Source organism: Vibrio sp. V12_P9A6T4 (genome assembly GCF_963874835.1).
Lineage (GTDB): Bacteria > Pseudomonadota > Gammaproteobacteria > Enterobacterales > Vibrionaceae > Vibrio > Vibrio anguillarum.
In genome coordinates, this window is sequence record NZ_CAWNJO010000046.1 from 16,459 (window position 1) to 38,679 (window position 22,221).

General features: G+C 44.9%; 19 protein-coding genes. 5 read left to right on the forward strand and 14 right to left on the reverse strand.

The annotated features are described in order from the left end of the window. Nucleotides 1–35: 35 nt before the first annotated feature. Nucleotides 36–1,148: an anhydro-N-acetylmuramic acid kinase gene (locus tag AACQ42_RS06700; protein WP_176429632.1), complete on the forward strand. Its 1,113-nt coding sequence runs from the start codon at nucleotides 36–38 to the stop codon at nucleotides 1,146–1,148. A 15-nt stretch (nucleotides 1,149–1,163) separates the two neighbouring features. Next, nucleotides 1,164–2,093 carry an N-acetylmuramic acid 6-phosphate etherase gene (gene murQ, locus AACQ42_RS06705; RefSeq protein ID WP_013857549.1) on the forward strand — a complete coding sequence of 310 codons (930 nt, stop codon included), beginning with the start codon at nucleotides 1,164–1,166 and terminating at the stop codon, nucleotides 2,091–2,093. Here the strand turns inward: murQ and AACQ42_RS06710 are convergent. Beyond that, nucleotides 2,090–3,886: a cation:proton antiporter gene (locus tag AACQ42_RS06710; protein WP_094149661.1), complete on the reverse strand. Its 1,797-nt coding sequence runs from the start codon at nucleotides 3,884–3,886 to the stop codon at nucleotides 2,090–2,092. The two genes, murQ and AACQ42_RS06710, sit on opposite strands and share 4 nt — an antisense overlap. A 51-nt stretch (nucleotides 3,887–3,937) precedes the next feature. Further along, a complete protein-coding gene (locus AACQ42_RS06715; protein ID WP_094164862.1) occupies nucleotides 3,938–4,279 on the reverse strand; it encodes a DUF2799 domain-containing protein in 342 nt (113 codons plus the stop codon). 243 nt (nucleotides 4,280–4,522) lie between these two features. Here AACQ42_RS06715 and AACQ42_RS06720 point away from each other — a divergent pair, with 243 nt between their 5' ends. After that, a complete protein-coding gene (locus AACQ42_RS06720) occupies nucleotides 4,523–6,007 on the forward strand; it encodes a carbon starvation CstA family protein (protein WP_094164864.1) in 1,485 nt (494 codons plus the stop codon). A 95-nt stretch (nucleotides 6,008–6,102) separates the two neighbouring features. Here the strand turns inward: AACQ42_RS06720 and ispH are convergent, their stop codons facing one another. From ispH to murJ, 6 genes are all read right to left on the reverse strand, one after another. Continuing rightward, nucleotides 6,103–7,065: a 4-hydroxy-3-methylbut-2-enyl diphosphate reductase gene (gene ispH / locus AACQ42_RS06725; protein WP_013857553.1), complete on the reverse strand. Its 963-nt coding sequence runs from the start codon at nucleotides 7,063–7,065 to the stop codon at nucleotides 6,103–6,105. Between the two features lie 26 nt (nucleotides 7,066–7,091). After that, the gene (gene fkpB / locus AACQ42_RS06730; RefSeq protein ID WP_013857554.1) at nucleotides 7,092–7,523 is read right to left on the reverse strand and encodes an FKBP-type peptidyl-prolyl cis-trans isomerase; all 432 of its coding nucleotides are present in this window, start codon (nucleotides 7,521–7,523) and stop codon (nucleotides 7,092–7,094) included. 169 nt (nucleotides 7,524–7,692) lie between these two features. Continuing rightward, on the reverse strand, nucleotides 7,693–8,202 hold the full coding sequence (gene lspA, locus AACQ42_RS06735) for a signal peptidase II (protein ID WP_026028078.1): 510 nt from the start codon (nucleotides 8,200–8,202) through the stop codon (nucleotides 7,693–7,695). Between the two features lie 17 nt (nucleotides 8,203–8,219). Further along, nucleotides 8,220–11,078, reverse strand: a complete 2,859-nt coding sequence (gene ileS / locus AACQ42_RS06740; RefSeq protein WP_094128693.1) for an isoleucine--tRNA ligase — start codon at nucleotides 11,076–11,078, stop codon at nucleotides 8,220–8,222. 63 nt (nucleotides 11,079–11,141) lie between these two features. Further along, on the reverse strand, nucleotides 11,142–12,077 hold the full coding sequence (ribF, locus tag AACQ42_RS06745) for a bifunctional riboflavin kinase/FAD synthetase (RefSeq protein WP_026028079.1): 936 nt from the start codon (nucleotides 12,075–12,077) through the stop codon (nucleotides 11,142–11,144). 71 nt (nucleotides 12,078–12,148) lie between these two features. Next, the gene (gene murJ / locus AACQ42_RS06750; protein WP_094164866.1) at nucleotides 12,149–13,711 is read right to left on the reverse strand and encodes a murein biosynthesis integral membrane protein MurJ; all 1,563 of its coding nucleotides are present in this window, start codon (nucleotides 13,709–13,711) and stop codon (nucleotides 12,149–12,151) included. Nucleotides 13,712–13,968: 257 nt separating this feature from the next. Here murJ and rpsT point away from each other — a divergent pair, with 257 nt between their 5' ends. Continuing rightward, nucleotides 13,969–14,229, forward strand: coding sequence for a 30S ribosomal protein S20 (gene rpsT, locus AACQ42_RS06755; RefSeq protein WP_026027444.1), 261 nt, complete (start codon nucleotides 13,969–13,971; stop codon nucleotides 14,227–14,229). 152 nt (nucleotides 14,230–14,381) lie between these two features. Here the strand turns inward: rpsT and AACQ42_RS06760 are convergent, their stop codons facing one another. Both AACQ42_RS06760 and nhaR read right to left on the reverse strand, forming a co-directional pair. Next, nucleotides 14,382–14,675, reverse strand: a complete 294-nt coding sequence (locus tag AACQ42_RS06760; RefSeq protein ID WP_026028082.1) for an ArsR/SmtB family transcription factor — start codon at nucleotides 14,673–14,675, stop codon at nucleotides 14,382–14,384. Nucleotides 14,676–14,949: 274 nt separating this feature from the next. Next, nucleotides 14,950–15,840: a transcriptional activator NhaR gene (gene nhaR / locus AACQ42_RS06765; RefSeq protein ID WP_026027442.1), complete on the reverse strand. Its 891-nt coding sequence runs from the start codon at nucleotides 15,838–15,840 to the stop codon at nucleotides 14,950–14,952. Between the two features lie 371 nt (nucleotides 15,841–16,211). Here nhaR and AACQ42_RS06770 point away from each other — a divergent pair, with 371 nt between their 5' ends. Continuing rightward, a complete protein-coding gene (locus tag AACQ42_RS06770) occupies nucleotides 16,212–17,357 on the forward strand; it encodes a Na/Pi symporter (protein ID WP_017047902.1) in 1,146 nt (381 codons plus the stop codon). Between the two features lie 103 nt (nucleotides 17,358–17,460). Here the strand turns inward: AACQ42_RS06770 and AACQ42_RS06775 are convergent, their stop codons facing one another. Genes AACQ42_RS06775 through ptsP form a run of 4 tightly spaced genes read right to left on the reverse strand, consistent with a single transcriptional unit; the run spans nucleotide 17,461 to nucleotide 22,221 of the window. Next, nucleotides 17,461–18,312 carry a thymidylate synthase gene (locus AACQ42_RS06775; RefSeq protein WP_094164868.1) on the reverse strand — a complete coding sequence of 284 codons (852 nt, stop codon included), beginning with the start codon at nucleotides 18,310–18,312 and terminating at the stop codon, nucleotides 17,461–17,463. Between the two features lie 15 nt (nucleotides 18,313–18,327). Further along, nucleotides 18,328–19,131 carry a prolipoprotein diacylglyceryl transferase gene (gene lgt / locus AACQ42_RS06780; RefSeq protein ID WP_013857591.1) on the reverse strand — a complete coding sequence of 268 codons (804 nt, stop codon included), beginning with the start codon at nucleotides 19,129–19,131 and terminating at the stop codon, nucleotides 18,328–18,330. 43 nt (nucleotides 19,132–19,174) lie between these two features. Further along, complete coding sequence (locus AACQ42_RS06785) at nucleotides 19,175–19,966, reverse strand: sulfite exporter TauE/SafE family protein (protein ID WP_094164870.1); 792 nt, start codon at nucleotides 19,964–19,966, stop codon at nucleotides 19,175–19,177. A gap of 8 nt (nucleotides 19,967–19,974) precedes the next feature. Beyond that, a complete protein-coding gene (gene ptsP, locus AACQ42_RS06790) occupies nucleotides 19,975–22,221 on the reverse strand; it encodes a phosphoenolpyruvate--protein phosphotransferase (RefSeq protein WP_088720923.1) in 2,247 nt (748 codons plus the stop codon).

The following is a 22,221-nucleotide window of genomic DNA, read 5'->3' on the forward strand; positions in this document are numbered from 1 at the left end:
ACAATGATTTTGTTTTCGAGTTGAAGGAGAAGCGAATGAAGAGCATTGAACGCTACATTGGTGTGATGTCTGGCACCAGCATGGATGGTGTCGATACAGCGCTGGTCGAAATGGATGGCAACCAAATTCGTTTATTGGCTCACGCTGATTTCCCAATGCCAGAAGATCTCAAACAGCGTTTGCTGAATGTCTGTATTGGGCAATCAACCAATGTGCAAGAGATTGGCGAGTTAGACCACTTGCTCGGCCATCTGTTTGCTGATGCAGTCATCGCTTTACTGGCTCAATCAGGCTATCAAGCGTGCGATATTCGCGCGATTGGCTGCCATGGCCAAACGGTTTTTCATCAACCCAACGGTAATACGCCTTTTACGATGCAACTCGGTGATGCCAATATCATCAGCAGCAAAACTGGCATCGACACGGTGGCTGATTTTCGGCGCAAAGATATGGCGCTCGGCGGCCAAGGAGCTCCATTAGTCCCTGCATTTCACGACACCATTTTCAAATCAACCGATTCGAGCGTTGTAGTACTCAATATTGGCGGCATCGCTAATATTTCGGTACTGCGGCCGCAGCAAAAAGTATTAGGCTACGATACGGGCCCGGGCAATATGTTGATGGATGCGTGGTGCTTTGAACAGACAGGCCATAAGTTTGATGATAATGGCATGTGGGCGAGATCGGGAAAGGTACACCAACTACTACTCGAACGTCTCAATCAAGAGCCGTACCTTGCGTTGAATGCACCGAAAAGTACAGGTCGCGAGCTGTTTAATCTCCCTTGGCTTCAGCAGATATTGGCTGAGTTTTCGTTAGCAGCAGAAGATGTGCAACGTACACTCTGTGAATACACAGCACTCACCATCGCCACGCAAGTCGCACACTACCAATGTGGGCCAGCGCCGGAATTGCTGCTGTGTGGGGGCGGTGCCCGTAACCCGCTATTAGTTGAACGTTTGCAGGCCCATTTAGCACACTGGCGCATCATGCCCACCAGCGATAAAGGGGTGGATAATGACTACATGGAAGCAATGGCTTTTGCTTGGCTTGCTCAACGTCGTCTGCATAATTTACCCAGCAATCTACCAGAAGTAACCGGAGCAAGCGCTCTCGCTTCGTTGGGTGTGGTCTATTTTACTCATTAATAAGTAAGGAATGGTATGACTAATGACGCGCTGCTCTCTGCGCTTTCTCACCTTATTTCCGAAGGTCGCAACCCTGACACAATGGATATTGACCTACTATCAGCACAAGAAATTGTAGAACGGCTCAATCAACAAGATAAACACGTTCCGCTGGCCGTCGAAAAAGTCATTCCGGAGATCGCCTTAGCCGTGGATCGAATTACCTATGCATTCAAACATGGTGGTCGATTAATCTACATTGGCGCAGGAACCAGTGGTCGATTAGGCGTTCTTGATGCATCAGAGTGCCCTCCAACATTTGGGGTTAGCGATCAGATGGTGATTGGTTTGATTGCCGGTGGGAAAGAGGCCATGTTCAGTGCTAAAGAAGGGGCGGAAGATTGCGCAGAACTCGGCATTCAAGATCTCAAAAGTATTCATTTTACGGATCAAGATGTGGTTGTTGGCATTGCCGCTAGTGGGCGAACACCTTATGTCATCGGTGCCTTGGAGTATGCTAATGATTTGGGCGCGACAACCATTGCCCTATCATGTAACCCGGATTCCCCGATTGCAGAATTGGCGCAAATAGCCATTAGCCCTGTCGTTGGGCCAGAAGCTCTGACCGGTTCAACGCGCTTAAAATCCGGTACAGCGCAGAAGCTGGTACTCAACATGCTCACCACCGCTAGCATGATCCGTCTTGGTAAGAGTTACCAAAATTTAATGGTCGATGTTAAGGCCACTAACCGAAAACTCATCGCCAGAGCGGTGCGAATTGTGATGCAAGCAACCGACTGTGAACGCGCTGAGGCTGAATACTTATTAGCCCAAAGCAACAACAATGTAAAAGTAGCGATATTGATGCACTTGACGGGGTTAAGTTATGCAGAAGCTATGGATAAATTGACTGAGTCTGATGGTTTTCTTCGCCGGGCAATGGAAAGTGAACACGAGAGCCACTAGTGGCTCTGGCTCTGTTTGATCAACGAGACGACTATTTCACCTTCCGTAGGTAAAAACTCCTGAATAGAATGATGCATCTGGATACGGCCTTTGACGTTCACCATAAACAGTGGCAAAACAAAATGTTCTTTGTTCTGCTGGAGATAATCTTGGTAGGTGAAACTTTCGCTCAGTTTTGTGTGCTTAATTTCTGCACCTTGGTTGATCAAACTGGCTAATTTTTTATAACTCACTTCACCATTAAAAAGTGATAAACCGTGATATTCCTGAGCCACTTTGTGTTTATCGCTGCTATTGTCATTGGCATGATCGTTCAAACAAAATACGCGTTTTTCACCGAAATCACTGAGAAAATGCATGCAAGCCATAATATTGAAATGCTTATCAGGGCTAAGTGCAACCACATGACCAATACCAATCAAATCTAAATATTCATCGGCGTGGCTTGATATCGGATTACCATAATAATTGGCTAGCCCCGCCATTCGCGCCTGACTAATGTAGTCCCAGTTAGAATCGGTGAGCACAACGCGACAATCATATTTCGCAAACGCCTTTCCAAGCGCTCGAGCGACGTCATTCGCACCAATAATCAAAAAACCACGCGGAGCAGGTTCTGCCACCTTCAATGCCATTGCAATAGGACGCGCCGTCGCACTTTGTAAAATCACCGTTCCAATAATGACCATAAACGTTAAAGGCACTAATAGTGTCGCTCCCTCTACACCTGCCGCTGTCAGTTTGATAGCAAATAGAGAAGAAATAGAAGCAGCCACAATACCGCGAGGCGCCACCCAAGCCAAAAAAGCTTTCTCTTTGAAAGATAATGAGCTGCGCACGGTTGCAATAAAAATAGACATCGGACGGGAAACTAACTGCATTACCACCAACAACAGCAATGCACTCCACCCTAATGCTTGGAAATCAGCCAGCTCGATGCGTGCAGCCAAAAGGATAAAGAGGCCAGTGATTAGCAAAATAGTCAGGTTTTCTTTGAAATGAAGAATATGCTGAATATTGACGTTTTTAGCATTTGCCAGCCACATCCCCATCACCGTCACCGTCAGTAAGCCAGACTCTGACTCGATGGCGTTAGAAGCGGAAAAGACTCCAAGTACCACAGCCAATACAGCAAAAGGCTGTAAATATTCAGGCAACATGCCTCGCCTCAATATGACAGCGACGGCTTGGCCAGCGGCCGCTCCTATACTTAAACCAACACCAATAATTAAAGAGAAAACGTATAAGCTATGCGCTTCACTGCTAGAGATAATAAACTCATACACCATCACCACAAACAGTGCACCCAACGGGTCGATGAGTATTCCTTCCCAGCGCAATATATTGGAAAGTCGAGCATTTGGCCGCACGGTACGTAGCAGCGGTACTATGACGGTCGGCCCGGTAACTACGGTCAAACTGCCAAACAGCAGCGCAAGTGACCAATCAAAGTCCAATAAATAATACGACGCAACGCTGGTTATTCCCCATGAAACTAGGGCTCCAAGCGACACAATGCTCCACACAGTGTGGTTGACGCCGCGAATATCTTTGAAGTTGAGTGTGAGGCTACCCTCAAACAAAATCACCGCAACCGCAAGAGAAATCAAAGGGAATAATAATTCTCCCAATAGCTGCTGAGGTTCTAACCACCCAGTCAACGGACCAACGACAATGCCCGCAATTAATAAAAATAAAATAGCAGGAAGACGCAACTTCCATGCTAACCACTGGCACGTCAAACCAAGAACGCCAATGGCTGCAATAGCTAAAGCAATAAACTCTTCATGCATATATTTTCTCTAACAGCGATATCTTAAATGGATAACCCATCAATAGGTGGGTTAATTAGAAAACTCATTCCAACCCCGTTGCCATTCCATGCGAAAGCGCTGTGCTTGCTCGGTTCCTTCGCACGCACCTTCATAATAGAGTCCTGACAATCCAATTTGATAGGCGAAATTGGGGTTACAATACTCGCTTAGCCCTTTAACGTATCCCGCTTCGTAATCCGCTTGTTGCACCGAACCGAGCTCAGAAAGCTTTTTATAGCTGCGCTGAGTATGGCCTGTGACTCCATCTTGATAACCAATTTGTTGCCAATCTCCGTTTTGTGCTAATTCAGCATCAGAGGCCGCACACCCAACCATCAACACAGCAGCGCACAATACACTTAATTTTTTCATTGTTGTCCTTAAGTTCTTATTTTCATTCAATTAGCCTAGCAGATTGCTTGTAAGATGCCACTCATTGCCTCCCACCAGCAAAGCATTATTGATCCAGATGATGAGACGAGCCTTAAACCACTTATTGTGTGAAATAGCCACTTAACTGGCTATAGTGCCGCTCACTGGAAAAGCAGATGTTTCTCGTCACAGAGCCCTTTATTATCCACAGTGAGCTTAATTCATTCATAAAGGACAATTGCTATGATGTGGTTTCTTACCTGTGTCGCAGCCCTACTGGCCGGATACTTTATCTACGGCGCTTTTGTAGAAAAAGTATTTGGTATTAACGAGAACCGTAAAACACCGGCCCACACCATGAGTGATGGCGTGGACTATGTTCCTATGTCGACCAAAAAAGTCTACTTGGTACAATTGCTTAATATTGCTGGCGTAGGCCCAATTTTCGGCCCAATCATGGGCGCACTCTATGGTCCTGCAGCAATGTTGTGGATTGTCGTCGGCTGTATTTTTGCAGGTGCGGTACATGACTACTTTTCAGGCATGTTGTCGGTACGCAATGGCGGCGCTTCAGTGCCAACCATTACCGGCCGTTACCTAGGCAATGGCGCCAAACATTTTATGAACATTTTTGCCATTGTACTGTTACTGCTTGTGGGGGTTGTTTTCGTTTCTGCGCCTGCGGGGATGATCACCAATCTGATTAACGAGCAAACGAGTCTAACGGTGAGCATGACCTCAATGGTGGTGATCATTTTCGCTTACTACATTCTCGCCACCATCGTTCCTGTCGATAAAATCATCGGCCGCTTCTACCCACTGTTCGGCGCATTGTTAATCTTTATGTCGGTTGGCTTAATGACCGCGATTGCACTTTCCAGTGAACACACTGTGATGGGCGGTTTTGAAATGAGCGACATGTTCAGCAACATGAACCCGAACGACCTACCACTTTGGCCTGCGCTCTTTATCACGATTGCTTGCGGTGCTATCTCTGGTTTCCATGCAACTCAGTCGCCATTGATGGCTCGCTGTATGGAAAATGAAAAAAATGGCCGCTTCGTGTTTTACGGTGCCATGATTGGTGAAGGCATTATCGCACTTATCTGGTGTGCGATTGCACTCTCTTTCTTTGGCTCATTGGAAGGATTATCAGAAGCAGTGAAAAACGGCGGCCCAGGTAACGTTGTGTACAGCGCATCCTTTGGCTTATTAGGTGTGTTTGGCGGCATCATCGCCTTCTTGGGTGTGGTTATCCTACCCATCACCTCTGGCGACACTGCATTTCGCTCTAGCCGTTTAATCTTGGCTGAATATTTCAATATGGAACAAAAAACACTGCGTAATCGCTTGTTCATGGCACTGCCGCTGTTTGTTTTGGGTGCCATTCTCACTCAAGTGGATTTCGGTATTATTTGGCGCTACTTCGGTTTTGCCAACCAAACCACAGCAGTAATGATGCTTTGGACCGCTTCCGCCTATTTACTACGCCATAACAAACTGCATTGGATTGCGACTATCCCCGCGATGTTTATGACCACGGTTTGTGCTACCTTCATTCTTAATAACAGTGCATTAGGCTTTGGCTTACCGATGCAAGCATCGACCATTGCCGGTATTTTGTTCTCACTGTCCGTAACCGTATATGTAATTAGAATCTCCAAAGGTAAAGGCGACATCGAACTTACCGATGAAGAAAAACCGAAAGCAGTCACAGAAACTGCATAGTGTGAATGACGCTTCGCTTGCGTTATAGAAAAGGGCTTCCATCTGGAAGCCCTTCTTCTTTTATTGGTACGTCTAATTCAAATACTTTTTATTGACTAGTCGATTTGCTTGATTTGCAGCTCTTTGGGCACTTCAAAAAACATGTTCTCTTCTCGTCCAAGCACTTCTTCAACCGATTGAGCACCAAGCTCTTTAATACGATCTAGGATCTGATTCACTAATGCTTCGGGTGCCGATGCACCGGCCGTGACGCCAACGGTTTTCTTACCATCAAACCACGTTGGATCAATATCTTCAGGGCAATCAATCAAGTAACCCGGCGTTCCGAGCTTTTCCGCCAATTCTTTTAAACGCGTAGAGTTTGATGAGTTTTTCGAGCCCACCACCACCACCAAATCAACATCCAATGCAAGTTGACGCACCGCATCTTGGCGGTTTTGTGTCGCGTAACAGATATCATCTTTACGTGGTCCCTGAATATCCGGAAACACTTCACGCAATTTATCAATCACATCGGCTGTTTCATCCACCGACAAGGTGGTTTGGCTAACATAATGTAAATTAGTCGGATCTTTAACGATAGCTTTTAGTGATTCAACATCTTCCGGTTTTTCAACCAAATACATGCCGCCTTTTTTACTGGCGTATTGGCCCATGGTTCCTTCCACTTCAGGATGACCTGCATGGCCAATCAGCACTACTTCCATACTGCGGCGACTGGCTCGAGCCACTTCCATATGCACTTTAGTCACCAAAGGGCAAGTGGCATCAAACACGGTTAATGCACGCGCTTTCGCTTCAAGTCTCACCGCTTGCGAAACGCCATGAGCAGAAAAGATCACAATATTGTCATCAGGTACTTCGTGTAAGTCCTCAACAAAAATGGCCCCGCGCTGCTTCAGCCCTTCCACCACAAAGCGGTTATGCACCACTTCATGTCGTACATAAATCGGAGGCTGATACAGCTCAAGTGCGCGTTCAACAATGCTGATCGCACGATCAACACCGGCGCAAAAACCACGAGGGTTGGCTAACAATATTTTCATTTCATTGCTCATTGAATAGGGTTATCGCAAGTTGCCAATTATTCTACAGACAAAATTTCAACATCAAAAATGACATCTTGTCCTGCAAGTGGGTGGTTAAAATCAACCGTTACCGAATCGCCCGCAATAGCGGTGATAATACCAGGAATTTCTAAGCCATCGCGGCCACTAAACGCCATAATCGTGCCAACTTCCACCTCAGTATTACCGGCAAATTTGGCGCGATCCATATGGTGGATGTTATCTGGGTTAGACAAACCAAACGCGTCTTCGGCTTTTAACTCAATGGTTTTGGATTCTCCGGCACTCAGACCGATTAAGCACAACTCAAAATTGTCGCTTAGACTGCCATCACCAATAACCAATTTCGCTGGTTTGCCCATATTATGAGTGCTATCCGCAATAGAGCCATCTTTTAATTTAATGGTGAAGTGTAGGGTTACCGCACTGTTTGCTTTTATTGTCGTCACGTGATTTCTCTTTATTTATTTTTAGTGTGGAGACAAGGCATCCATAACGACATAAAAATGCCCGTTTTTAGTACGCCTATCGCCACCGTATTTTTAGAGATGAAGAGTAAACAAAAAGCGCCACCTGAATCAACAGACAGCGCTTAGGGTTATTCAACTATTTTAGCCATTATGAGTGCGCATCGTCTTTTTTACGAAAGCCATCAAGGATAATCATTGCTGCACCAAGGCAAATAGCACTGTCAGCCAAGTTAAACGCTGGCCAGTGATAATTGCCCCAGTAGAAATCAAGATAATCAACCACAAAACCGTGCACGATACGATCAAACACGTTGCCGATTGCGCCACCAATAATCATGGCATAAGCGATATTATGCCACTTCTCTTGCGCAGGCAGCTTACTCATCCAGTAAGTGAGTAGCCCTGTCACCGCAAAGGCGATAGCAGTAAACAACCAACGTTGCCAACCCGCTTGATCGCCTAAAAAGCTAAATGCCGCACCATAGTTATGTACATAAAGTAGGTTAAAAAAAGGCATTACTTCGATGCGATTTGCCCAACCATACCCCATATTATCCATGACCATCAGCTTTATACCGACATCAAGGGTAAAGACCAGAAGCGCTAGCCATAGCCAGCGAACTCCTGATTGTTTCCAAGTAAGCGTCTGCTCTGCCATATTGAATCCCAATATTATTAAGCGAACTTACGAACTTCGCCTTCACCATCCACGTTCGACACACAACGGCCACAAATAGTTTCATGACCAGTGATAGTGCCAACGTCAGGAGTATGATGCCAACAGCGATCGCACTTCTCTGCTTCCGTTGCGCTCACCAACACAAACAAACCTGTTGTTTCCGTTGCTTGTGCCGCATCGCTTTTCTCAGCCAGAGGCTTCACTATCGCTTTTGATGTCAGCAGTACAAAACGCAGTTCATCTTCAAGCTTGTTCAACTGAGCCACTAAAGCATCATCAGCAAACAGCACCACTTCAGCTTGTAATGAGCCACCAATGATTTTTTCACTACGAGCGGTTTCAAGCAACTTGTTCACCGAGCTACGAACTTTTTGCATCTCTGCCCAAAATTCATTGTTCAACTCTTCGCCTTCAGTTAACCCAAACAGACCTTCAAACCACTCACCCGTGAAGACAAATTTTTCACGCGGCTCGCCATTAGCTTGCATCGCTGGCATTTCGTTCCAAATTTCATCAGCCGTAAATGACATGATCGGTGCCATCCAACGAACCAAAGCCTCAACGATGTAATACAGCGCCGTTTGACAGCTACGCTGTGCATGTGCACCTTGTTTAGCGGTGTATTGGCGATCTTTAATCACATCAAGGTAGAACGAACCCATTTCAATTGAGCAGAAGTGCATCAAACGTTGGATCACGCCATGCGTATTATACTCTTCATATGCTTTGACAATTTCTTGTTGCGCCGCAAAGGCACGGCCTACGGCCCAGCGATCCAGCGACACCATCTCGTCAGCTGCAACCATATCCGTTGCTGGGTTAAACCCATTGAGGTTGGCTAAGAAGAAACGTGCTGTATTACGGATACGGCGATAAGCATCCGCCGAACGTTTTAGAATTTCGTCAGAAACCGCCACTTCACCAGTGTAATCAGTCGATGCAACCCATAGACGCAGGATGTCTGCACCCAGTTTATTGGTGACATCTTTTGGCGCAACCACGTTGCCGATTGATTTTGACATCTTGCGGCCATGACCATCGACCACAAAGCCATGCGTCAATACTTGTTTGTAAGGCGCAGCACCTTTCATTGCTACCGATGAAATCAATGAAGATTGGAACCAACCACGATGCTGATCTGAACCTTCAAGGTACAGATCTGCACCGTGACCATTGAACTCTTCGCGCTTATCAACAACGGCGTAGTGAGTCACACCAGAGTCGAACCACACATCCAGCGTATCGAGTACTTTTTCGTAATGCTTGGCATCTTCTTCGCCCAAGATCTCAGCAGTGTCAACATCCCACCACGCTTGAATCCCTTTTTGTTCTACCAATTGCGCCACTGTTTCAATCAGCGCAGGGCTATTAGGATGAAGTTCTGCCGTCTCTTTATGCACAAATAGCGCAATCGGTACACCCCAAGTACGCTGACGAGAAATACACCATTCAGGACGACCTTCAATCATTGCTTCGATGCGGCTTTGACCCCATTCAGGCATCCACTGTACACCTTTGATCGATTCTAGAGCTTGGGCGCGCAGACCGGCTTGCTCCATAGAAACAAACCATTGTGGTGTTGCACGGAAAATGATTGGGGTTTTATGACGCCAGCAATGAGGATAACTATGCTCGTAGGCATGGTGGTGCAACAAAGCACCTTTTTCTTTCAGTACTTCAAGTACAGAGTCATTCGCTTTAAACACATGTTGACCAGCAAATAGCTCGGTGTCTGCTAGATATACGCCGTTTGAACCGACAGGGTTGGCTACTTCAAGGCCGTATTGCTGACCGACCACGAAGTCTTCTTGACCATGACCAGGTGCAGTATGAACGACACCAGTACCCGATTCAGTAGTTACGTGCTCACCCAAAATCGCAGGCACAGTAAATGCGTAAAATGGATGATTAAAAGACATTAGTTCAAGGTCTGCGCCTCGGCAAAAACCAAGATTGTGGTAATGACTGATACCAGCACGATCCATGACACTTTTTGCAAGTTCTGACGCAACGATAATGCGTTCAGCAGAGCGTTCACCGTCTGCTTCAATTTGCAGCAAAACATATTCAAGATCATCACGTAAGCAGACTGCGCGGTTAGCTGGCAAGGTCCAAGGTGTGGTTGTCCAAATGACAATCGACACTTCACCGTGGCCGGCGTGATCAGCCGCGAGCGTGAACTTTTCAAGCAGCGCCGCTTCATCGGCTGCTTTGAATCGTACGTCAATCGAAGGTGACACTTTATCTTTGTATTCAACTTCCGCTTCAGCCAGTGCTGAACCACAATCAGTACACCAGTGAACAGGTTTGAAACCTTTCAGCAGGTGGCCTTTATCGGCAATTTTACCCAATGCGCGAATAATGTTCGCTTCGGTGGCGAAATCCATGGTGCGATAAGGTTTATCCCACTCACCCATGATGCCCAAACGCTTAAAGCTCTCTTTCTGGCCTTCCACTTGACCTGCTGCATATTCACGGCATTTTTCACGAAACTCAGCCGCGGTCACTTTCTGGCCCGGTTTGCCGACTTTTTTCTCTACCATCAATTCGATAGGTAGGCCGTGACAGTCCCAACCTGGGATGTAAGGCGCGTCAAAACCAGATAAGGTTTTCGATTTGATAATAATGTCTTTAAGAATCTTATTCAGTGCGTGACCAATATGAATATCACCGTTGGCATAAGGAGGGCCATCGTGCAATACGAAAGATTTTTTGCCTTTTTTGGCTTTACGGATTTCGCCGTAAAGATCTTCTTGATACCAACGCTTTAACATTTCTGGCTCACGTTTAGCCAGATCGCCACGCATTGGAAACCCTGTTTCAGGTAGGTTCAGGGTATCTTTATAATCACTCATCGATTCTTAATTCCGTTATATTGGGCGACGTTAGACATGATATTAATCGGTGGAATAATCCGACTAATTCTTTAGCTGATGCAACCACACCCTTGCCGCATCAGCATCCAATTCAATTTGTTGCTTTAACGCTCCAAAAGATTCAAATTTCTTTTCATCTCGAAGCTTATGTAAAAGTGCCACTTCTAGCTGTTTGCCATATAAATTGGCATGAAAGTCAAACAAGTGTACTTCAAGTTGTTGGCGAACCCCGTTGACTGTTGGCCTATTACCAATATTGGCAATTCCTCCGATAGGCGAGTTATCAAGGCCATAGACATTGACGACGTAAACACCAGAGACCGGTGAAACACAGCGCTTAAGCGGAATGTTCGCTGTAGGAAAACCAATGGTTCGCCCTAACTTTTGACCATGCGACACTCGACCACTGATACCGTAATCACGACCGAGCATCTGCTTAGCTAACACTAAGTCATCGCTTGCTAAAGCGTTACGAATAGCAGTACTACTCACTCTTTGTTGTTGCAAGCAAAAACTGTGGGTACTTACCACCTCAAAACCAAACTGTTGTCCAGCTTGCTGCAGCATACTGAAATTACCTTGGCGATTTTTACCAAAACAAAAATCATCACCAATCACCAGAAACTTAACACCCAACTGAGCGACCAACAAGTCACGAATAAAAGCTTCTGCCGTTAAATTAGCAAAGTGCTGGTTAAAATTCACACATAACAATCTGTCAACCGACTGCTTGTTCAGTTGCACAAATTTATCACGTAATCGAGTTAATCGAGCTGGTGCATTGTGCTTGGCAAATAATTCTAATGGCTGCGGTTCAAACGTCATGACCACCGAAGGTAAACCCAATAATTGCGCTTTCTTGGATACTTGCTTCAAAACTTGCTGATGTCCTAAATGAACACCATCAAAGTTTCCGATGGTTAATACACAGCCATGATGCTGTGGCTTGATATTGTGAATGCCGCGAATCAATTCCATTAGAAAATGCTTAAAACCTATAGTTCTCAATTAGCAAGGTGCGAAACCGACGGATTATATACTAATCACCATTAATCTGTCGCCGCTTTTAAGTCTTTTAAACGCACGCCAAGCACGGCTAGGCAAAGCAAATAACTGACCGCACCGATACTGATCAGCATCACCAATGATGTAGCCCTCTGTGTCAGACTCCACTCTAGCCACGTTGACATTTCTTCCAATTGCCAAACAATGACCACAACCATCGCACTGCTGGCTACCATTAACCGAACAATAAAACCAATAGTTTTACGGGTGATCTGATACACCCCTTGCACATGTAACCCTCGGTAAAGCAGTGCCATGTTGATAAAAGCAGATAATGACGTAGCTAACGCCAAACCAACATAACTTAAATGCCACGCTAAAAGTGCATTGAAGACCATATTAGAGATCATGGCGATAATGCCATAACGAACTGGCGTTTTGGTGTCTTGCCGAGAGTAGTACCCTGGTGCAAGCACTTTGATCAGCATAAAACTGATCAAGCCCAAACCAAATGCATAGAGTGACAACGCCGTTTGATTGACATCATTCGGGGTAAACTCACCTCGCATAAATAGCACCATAAGCATCGGTTTTGCCAACACAATCAGGCCTAACATCGCAGGAAAACCGAGCAGACAAACCATACGAATACCCCAATCCATGGTTTGCGAAAATCCTTCGCTGTGGGCATCAACATGTTTACGGGATAATGCAGGCAAAATAACGGTAGCGATCGCAATACCAAATAAGCCTAACGGAAATTCTAGCAAACGGTCTGAATAGTAAAGCCAGCTGATGGAGCCCGTTTGTAAGAAGCTGGCAATGAAGGTGTCCAGCAATAAGTTAATTTGACTGACCGATACCCCAAAAAGAGCGGGCAACATCAAAGTGCGAATTTTCACAACCCCCGGTTCATTCCAGCCCCATTGAGGCCAAACCAATAAACCTGCTTTGAGCAAAAATGGAATTTGGAATAGAAACTGGACCAATCCCCCAAGAAGGACGCCAATCGCCAAGCCAATTTCCGGTTGCTGCAAGTGCGGCGACAAAAACCAAGCGCAACCGATGATCATCACATTCAAAAATACAGGGGTAAAAGAAGAGACGGCAAATTTGCCCAGGGTATTGAGAATCGCTCCTGATAAAGCAACAAAAGTGATGAACCATAAGTAAGGAAAAGTGATTTTTAATAATAAACTCGCAAGCTCAAACTTATGCGCATCAGGACCATCATTAAGCCAATCTAAAAACCAACCAGCCCCAAACAGTGCCGTGACCGCACCAGAGCATAAGATCCCCACAACAGTCACCAAAGTGACAATAACCCCCAATGTGCCAGATGCTTTAGCGATCAGCTCGCGTGTTTTATTGATATCTCCGGATGAATGGTATTCGGTCAGTACTGGAACAAACGCTTGAGAAAACGCCCCTTCGGCAAATAGCCGACGTAAAAAGTTAGGAATTTTATTAGCAAAGAAAAAAACATCGGCACTCGCACCTGCCCCCATCAAATTCGCAACAACTACGTCACGAACTAGGCCCAACACACGAGAAATCAACGTCATAGCACTGACAATCAAGCCAGATTTGAGTAGGCGTTTGCTCACTATTACCTCGAAAAACAAGCCAAAACGTCATTATCCACAGCAACACGTAAGGAATGTCAGTGCGAGATCAGATAAGTATTAGCATTGGAAAAAAAATACTGTTAGAATCCCCGCATCTTAACCGCGATGACCTTCCTATACCAAAATTTGTTTGGCCTAGAACGGTTTTTGCACAAATCATTTGACAATTGAGAGCAAATAAGGGATATTCCCCGCCCTTAAATTGTCACCGAACTAAGTTTTTGGGAGTTAGACCCTTGGCAAATAGTAAATCTGCTAAGAAGCGCGCTATCCAAGCTGAGAAACGTCGTCAGCATAATGCTAGCCGTCGTTCTATGATGCGCACTTACATGAAGAAAACCATCGCAGCTATCGCAGCTGGCGATAAAGAAGCTGCAACTGCTGCATTTGCTGCAGTTACACCAATCCTTGACCGTATGTCGACTAAAGGTCTTGTTCACAAGAACAAAGCTGCTCGCCATAAGTCTCGTTTCGCTGCAGCAATCAAGGCTCTATAATTTAGACTTGGTTCCAAGCGAAAATAAAAACCGGCTAAGGCCGGTTTTTTTATATCCGCAGCGTAAAGTAAAGTATTTACTCTAATTTTAATATAAAAAAATCCGAACTATGTTACTGAAACATAATTTCGGATTGTGTATTTTTCAAAACACTAGCGGCAGTATAGACCGTGTAACAACTCAATCATCGCCTTGATCTCATGACTGCTGAGTGTGTAGTAAACCGTCTGAGCTTCTTTTCTTGTATCCACTAACCCATCTCTTCTTAACCAAGCAAGATGCTGCGAAAGTGCCGATTGACTCAATTCTAATTTCCCACATAGCTCACCAACCGACAGTTCTTGATTGTGTAATAAACACAATATTTGTAGGCGTCTTTCGTTAGCCATAGCCTTTAACAACACCACTGCTTTAGCGGAATTTTTTTCCATTTCTTGTAGGTTCATGAATAAGCTCCCTTGGAACAACTTCTTACATCAAACGCATCACAAGTTTGCATCTTCCTTAACCCAACAGGTTATGAGTTTATAAGTAAGGTTAGTACCTTTTTCTACGTAGTTTAATTGTTATACCGTTTATGACGGCAACCATTCAATAGAGCGTCAATAACGGCATCAGAAGGCGTATAACCAGTTTAGATTAGTATTACTTGGCAAGCGATAATTAATAATATTGCTAGATAATGAGATAGTAATCTATTTATCGTTAGTAGTGAAAGCATCAGACAAACAAATTATTAAAATCTGCATCGCAAACATTTTTCACTGCCGGATGTTGGATCATCCTCTCAGCAAAAATGACGTAGTACTCTTCTTTTAAATCATCAATCTGACCGATCAGTTGCAAAGGAAGATCATCACCAACTTCAGTCACATAGATTGAGGGCGCTAAAAAAATTGCATCATGATGATAACGCGCAAAAGCTTTCATCAGTGCCGCATCATCAAACTCCCCCAGAATATTCGGCTTCAGGCCTTGACGGTCAAACCATTGCAATAGATTCCGCCCCATCGCGGTTCGGCTTCCCGGTATCAACAACTTTCTCTGCTCTAAAATGGCGGGAAAAGAGACATTTTCAACCTTGCCTGAACAAAAAAAACTCATGTGACTCTCACCCAGTTTTTTGCTGAACAGGCCAGGGCTTTGGCTGGAATCGACGGGATAATCAGAGAGAATCATATCCAATTTGTGTTGTGAAAGTTGCTCTAACAACATTTCATGGGTCGATTCAAAACAACGCAAGTGGATACTGCTATCGGCCGGGACCGTCGTCATCAGTATTTTACTGACAAGCCGTTTAGAGAGGGCATCCGCCACTCCTACATCAAACAGCAGATTAGAGCGCTGACTATAATTGACAATATCGAGCATCTCATAACTTAAGCCGAACATCCGGTCAGCATATTTAAAAACCAGTTGCCCAAGTTCTGTCGGTTCAATGCTACGACCATTACGCTTAGTAAGCTTACCATCCATGCGCTCTTCAAAAGCCTTAATTTGCCCAGTGACGGTTTGCGGAGTCAAGAAGAGTGCTTCTGCAGCTTTAGTGACCGATCCCTGCTTGCATACCATCCAGAAGTAGTAAAGATGATTGTAGTTGAGGTGAAACATGATAAGGACACTCAATTTTATCTGGTCGTTGTTTATAACAAACCCAAGCCAAATGAGCAATTAACTCGGAAAAACCGAACTTAAGAACGTTAGCTAATCTTAATACCGAGCAGTTAGAGTTCAAAAATGACAACTTCGTCATAAAATATCTAAAACTAGCGTCCCTCGCCCTCCTCCTCCACATTGTTAAAATCACATAACATCATGAAAATTCAATAAATAAAGAATTAAAAGTCACCGTGAAACTTGTTTTTATCAGAGTTATCAATGAGAAACACACTGTCATATAAATGAAATAATTATTCTCTACTATCTCGCTCAGATTCAACAACAGACCGAACAACACTCAAAAGGTCAATGGAGAAAAGAAAATGAACCAAGCGACAACTACTGCTGCACCCATTGCGAGTACCACTCGCTGGCTGCGTTGGGCGAACTTGGCATTCATGCTCTACCTACTGCTACTTGCAGTGGCGATGGTAGGTAGTGGATTTAAATGGGCGACAGGTGATCAAGCTAAGGTACTGTTTGAGTTTGCCTCACACCCAATAGCGGGGTTGATGATAGGGTTAGTCGCCACAGCATTGATTCAATCTTCAAGCACCGTAACCTCTATCATTGTCGGTCTTGTGGCTGGCGGATTACCTGTTGAAATGGCGATCCCAATGGTTATGGGTGCCAATATTGGCACCACAGTAACCAACACGCTTGTTAGCCTTGGACACGTTCGTTGCCAAGTCGAATTTAAACGCGCTTTTGCAAGTGCAACAATTCACGACTTCTTTAATCTTTTGGCGGTACTGATTTTCCTACCGTTAGAGATGATGTTTGGTATTTTAGAGAAAATTTCTCATTGGCTTGTGTCACCTTTGCTCTCTACTGGTGATATGAGCATGAAAGGACTCGATTTTATCAAACCTATCACGAGCCCAATTATCACGGCACTAAAAGGCCAGCTGATCACTTTTGGTGAAGTTGTAGGTGGCGTGATGTTGATTGTTCTTGGTATTGCGACCATTTTTGTGGCTATCACTGTCATGGGTAAGCTCATGAAGAGTTTGATGGTGGGTCGTGCGAAAGAGATACTCAAAGATGCCATTGGGCGCGGACCGCTGCACGGTATCCTTTCAGGTTCAATCGTCACTGTATTGGTTCAATCTTCTTCAACTACCACCAGTTTAATGGTTCCGCTGGTCGGCACTGGTGTATTGAAAGTACGCGATGTTTACCCATTCACTTTAGGGGCTAATATTGGCACTTGCATTACCGCCCTACTCGCGGCAACGGCCGTTTCTGGTGAGTTTGCGGTATTTGCCTTGCAAATTGCTTTAGTCCACTTAACCTTTAATGTATTAGCCACTGTGTTGATCTATGGTGTTCCGTTTTTACGTGAACTGCCAATTAAAGGCGCAGAAATGATTGCTGAGATGGCAACAAAGAATAAAGCGGTCGTTGCGGGTTATTTACTATCGGTCTTTATCATTATGCCTGGCGGTATACTGGCACTAACGGCTTAAGTAACGAACAAACCACACGACAGATCAAAAAAAATCCCCGAGCAACGCTTCGGGGATTTTTTACAACTAGAAAACAGTACTTTTTAATAATGCGAGAGAGCAACTAAACCGAAAACGGGTACTGGATGGCATCATGACATTGGTAGCCTTCAATCCAGAAATCATCCAAGGTAACCCAAGTTTCAAGATCTTCTAGCGTTTTAATTTCCGGGTTGATATGAAACTTCGCCATAGGTAGTGGATCACGCTTAAGTTGTACATCTTTCATCAACGCCAGTTGGTCTTCATAGATATGCGCATTGACGATCTTATGGTAGGCCACGCCCGCTTTTTTGCTAGTAATTTGCGCCATAATTGCGAGGAACACGTAGACCTGAACCATATTAAAATTCAAGCCAAGCGGGACATCACACGAGCGTTGCGTACTATTGAGATACAAAGTATCACCCAACAACGAAAAGTGATGACTGTACATGCAGGGGCGCAAGCAACCCATATGAAACTCACCTGGGTTGTAAAAGTTTAGGATTTCGCCTCTATCATCAACGCCACGTGAAAGATCATCAACAATCTTACGCAGTTGATCAATCTGCCCACCATCCGCCTTGGCCCACGCACGTCCTTGAACGCCGTACACGCGGCCCATATCATCTTCACCTTTACGGTATGGATTGTTAAGCCAAGCTGCATTTAAATTCGCATTCGCATCCCACGTTTTGGTTCCTAAAGCGCGAAAATCGGCTGCATTATCGTAGCCACGAATATAACCAAGTAGCTCAGCAACTGCGGCTTTCCAGAAGCTTTTACGCGTTGTCACTAACGGGAATTGATTCTGACCTACATCATAGGTGAGATCAGCGTTAACCACCGTTAGGCAGCGTTTGGCTGTACGTTCATTTTCGATCCAAACGCCCTCATCAACAATTCGCTGACAAAGTTCAAGATACTGTTTCACAAACTATCCTTAACACTATTGAGTCACTTTATGGTTAACCTTGTACGCCCATACCATCATCAGTGCACCGACAATGATCATCGGTAGCGACAGGATTTGCCCCATGGAGATAAATCCAGCGAACAATCCTAATTGTGCATCAGGTTCACGAACATATTCAACAAGGAAACGGAATGTCCCGTAGCCTATCAAAAATAGCCCTGAGACTGAACCAATTGGCCGATTTTTGCGGATAAACAGGTTCAATATAATAAACAGCACAATCCCTTCTAAGAAAAACTCATAAAGCTGTGATGGATGGCGAGGCAAAGGCCCGCCGTTTGGAAAAATGATCGCCCATGGAACATCGGTTACTCGCCCCCACAATTCACTGTTCATGAAGTTGCCTAATCGTCCCATGCCTAAACCAAATGGAACCAAAGGAGCCACAAAATCGGCGACACCAAAAAACGTTCGGTTATTTTTCCGTGCATACCAAAACATTGCGCTGATCACGCCAAGTAGACCACCATGGAAAGACATCCCGCCTGTCCACACTTTAAAGAGATAGAGCGGGTCTTGGAGAAACAGATCAAAATTGTAAAACAATACATAACCGACACGACCACCAATGACCACCCCTAAAAATCCAGCAAACAGCAAATCCGAGACTTGCTCACGAGTCCAGCCACTATTTGGTTTGTCCGCTCTGCGATTGGCAAGCCACATCGCAAAAACAAAACCAACTAAATACATTAAGCCGTACCAGCGAATGGATATAGGGCCAATCGCAATCAGCACGGGATCAATATTTGGGAACTGTATAAAACCCTGAGACATAAACGTGTTCTCTTACTAAAAATGAGGTGAAGATAATAAGTGATTAAAACAGCATAGTTGCCGCTATAACCATCAGAAAAACGGAGAATATTTTTTTCAATACCGCCGTCGGTAACTGAGTCGCGTACCGCGCTCCTAATCGAGTAGTGAGAATTGAGGTCGAAGCAATGGCGACTAACGCAGGTAAATAGACATAGCCAATGCTGTAAGGTGGTAAATTCTCCACTTGATAACCGTGCAAAATAAAACCAATCATGCCAGAGATTGCGATCACACACCCACAGACAGAAGAAGAACCGACGGCTTTACGCATTTCAACGCCATGACGATTCAAAAAAGGAACTGAGAGCGAACCGCCACCAATTCCCGCTAAACTAGAGACAATACCAATACCACTGCCACATAGCATGGTCACCCACGCACCGGGCATCGTTCTTTGTATTTGCGCTTTTATCGATAAAAACATTTGAATCGCCAAGCAAAAAACAATCACGCCAAATACTTTCGGTAGATATTGAGTCGGGATCACGTCTGCGATCATTGAGCCAACAAACCCACCGACGATAACGCCGGGCATGAGCCACTTGACGACAAACATATCCACATTGCCCAATTTAAGGTGATTTAATGCCGAAGAAGCCGAAGTAACAATGATGGTCGCTAGCGATGTCGCTAACGCTAAATGCATACTAAGTTCGGGGGAAATACCCGCCTTGGGAAGCAAAAGAAGCAACGCCGGAACGACAATTAAACCACCACCAATGCCCAGTAAACCAGCCATAAAACCAACGACTGAGCCCAATAACACCAGCAACACCATCAACTCAAAATTCACATTGGTTCCTATTTTTTTCCTGCGCGGATAAAGCCAGCAAAGCCTTTATCTTCAAAGTATGAGTGCATCATATTATAAATGTCGTTGCCGTAAGGTTGCATCAACGCTTTGTCAGCAAGTTGCCGTAATTGTCCTAATTGAGAGTGCCTCACTAAATATTTGACCTTGGCTACGTTGGAGGTATTCATACTTAGCATGCGATAACCCAAACCAATTAATAACAGTGAACCGATAGGGTCTCCGGCCAACTCACCACACACACAAACAGGTATACGATGAGACTGGCAAGTCTCTAAAATCTGTTTAAGCGCCATCACCACCGCTGGATGCATGGAGTCATAGACATCAGCAACATGTGCATTGTTCCGATCAACGGCCAACAAATATTGGGTTAAATCGTTGGTTCCAACCGAAACAAAGTCCACTTTGCTCGCAATCAATGGTAGAAGATAAATCATCGATGGTACTTCAATCATAATGCCAATCTTGGGCATTATGATCCGATCATCAACGCTAGAAACTTCTCGATACGCTTGCTCAATCAACCGCATTGCGTCGTCCAACTCTTTCGTTCCTGAAATCATGGGCAATAAAATGCTGAGATTTTGGTTATCGCCGCTGGCACGCATCATCGCCCGCAGTTGAATCAAAAAAATATCGGGATGATCGAGCGTAAAACGAATGCCTCGCCAACCAAGAAAAGGATTGTCTTCTTCAATGGGTAGATAAGGCAGTGCTTTATCGCCACCAATGTCTAACGTTCTCATCACCACCCGTTTATCAGGATAAGCATTCAAAACGCTGCGATACTGCTGCACTTGTTCTTCTTCTGATGGAAAGCGATGTTGCAGCAAAAAGGAAATTTCGGTTCGATACAGCCCGACACCATCAACCCCTTGGTTAATTGCGATGTTGGTATCCGCACTTAATCCAGCATTGAGCATCACTTCAATACGTGTGCCATCTTGCGTAAAAGGAGCTTCTGCAATGGTTTCATTAACCATTTGAGAAAGTTCGCTTTCTTCATAAGCTAAAGCGCGATATTCCGCCAGAATTTGTCTATTTGGTGAGATAAAAACCTTGCCGCTATAACCATCGACAATGCCCTTTTTACCGTTGATCTCCTTGAGATTAAGTGAAATTCCCATCACTGCGGGAATGCCCAGCGCCCGTGACAATATTGCGGCGTGGGAATTGGCAGCCCCTTCTAAAGAGACCACCGCCAGTAATTTATCTTTAGGAATAGCGGCGAGAATTGAAGCAGTAAGTTCGCGTACCACCAAAATGATCGGTTTATCAAGTTGCTGCTGATCATGCTCAGTGTTGTGCAAAAAAAATAGCAGTCGCTGACCTAGCTCACGAATATCCTGTGCACGCTCACGTAAGTAAACATCTGACATCTTCGCAAAACGGTTGGAATAACTCTCCACAACCTGCCGTAATGCCCAATCTGCACGATCGCCTTTTTGGATCTGGCTTTTCAGATCGTTGCGTAGCATCGGATCATTGAGTAGATGAGTAAAGAGATCGAAGATGGCTAACGCATCTTTATTAATATCACTATCGAGTTTTTTTCTTAAACGACGAAAATCGTTCAAGGCACTTTCTACCGCCAGCACTAGCCACTCTTGTTCTCGTTCAATATCGAGCGTTGAGGCGGGGTAAACATCAGACAGTTGAGGTTGGGTGTCATCCCACCAAAACTCACCAATCGCGATGCCAGATGACGCAGCAATGCCACTGGTGGATAACTGCTTTTTCGAAAGCAGCCACTGCCCTTGTGTTTGAGCATGAGCAATAATCACGGCCACTTGCGCCGCCAGAGTGACAATAAAAGACTCTTCCATCTCACTAAATAAGCGAGGTGTTTTTTGCTGCACGACCAAGACACCCAATACTCGCTTGCGATGAATAATCGGCGTACCAAGAAAGCTTTGATACACCTCTTCGCCAAGCTGTTTGAAGTATTTAAAATTAGGATGTTTCGACGCTTCAGCAATGTTGATTGGCTCAGCTGAACGTTTCACTAAGCCCACTAAACCTTCGTCAAAACCGATGTGGATTTTGTCGCCTTTGAACTTTAAGCCTTGCGTTGCCATCAGTTCTAGACGATGTTTTTCTTCGTTAGCAAGATAGACAGTGCAACACTCGGTACTCATCGCATTGCACGTTTGCTTAACCAAAATATCCAAGGCTTGGTGTACATCTTCTACCTTGGATACTTGTTCAACTATTTCCCTTAGCTGAGAGAGCAT

Bases quoted from the DNA above. Each gene is read 5' to 3' on its own strand.
- ileS (WP_094128693.1), bottom strand. From the start codon at position 11,078: ATGAGTGATTATAAAGATACCCTGAACCTACCTGAAACAGGGTTTCCA.
- ptsP (WP_088720923.1), bottom strand. From the start codon at position 22,221: ATGCTCTCTCAGCTAAGGGAAATAGTTGAACAAGTATCCAAGGTAGAA.
- ispH (WP_013857553.1), bottom strand. From the start codon at position 7,065: ATGAGCAATGAAATGAAAATATTGTTAGCCAACCCTCGTGGTTTTTGC.
- AACQ42_RS06715 (WP_094164862.1), bottom strand. From the start codon at position 4,279: ATGAAAAAATTAAGTGTATTGTGCGCTGCTGTGTTGATGGTTGGGTGT.
- AACQ42_RS06710 (WP_094149661.1), bottom strand. From the start codon at position 3,886: ATGCATGAAGAGTTTATTGCTTTAGCTATTGCAGCCATTGGCGTTCTT.
- AACQ42_RS06770 (WP_017047902.1), top strand. From the start codon at position 16,212: ATGAACCAAGCGACAACTACTGCTGCACCCATTGCGAGTACCACTCGC.
- AACQ42_RS06700 (WP_176429632.1), top strand. From the start codon at position 36: ATGAAGAGCATTGAACGCTACATTGGTGTGATGTCTGGCACCAGCATG.
- AACQ42_RS06720 (WP_094164864.1), top strand. From the start codon at position 4,523: ATGATGTGGTTTCTTACCTGTGTCGCAGCCCTACTGGCCGGATACTTT.
- murQ (WP_013857549.1), top strand. From the start codon at position 1,164: ATGACTAATGACGCGCTGCTCTCTGCGCTTTCTCACCTTATTTCCGAA.
- lspA (WP_026028078.1), bottom strand. From the start codon at position 8,202: ATGGCAGAGCAGACGCTTACTTGGAAACAATCAGGAGTTCGCTGGCTA.
- lgt (WP_013857591.1), bottom strand. From the start codon at position 19,131: ATGTCTCAGGGTTTTATACAGTTCCCAAATATTGATCCCGTGCTGATT.
- AACQ42_RS06760 (WP_026028082.1), bottom strand. From the start codon at position 14,675: ATGAACCTACAAGAAATGGAAAAAAATTCCGCTAAAGCAGTGGTGTTG.
- ribF (WP_026028079.1), bottom strand. From the start codon at position 12,077: ATGGAATTGATTCGCGGCATTCACAATATCAAGCCACAGCATCATGGC.
- nhaR (WP_026027442.1), bottom strand. From the start codon at position 15,840: ATGTTTCACCTCAACTACAATCATCTTTACTACTTCTGGATGGTATGC.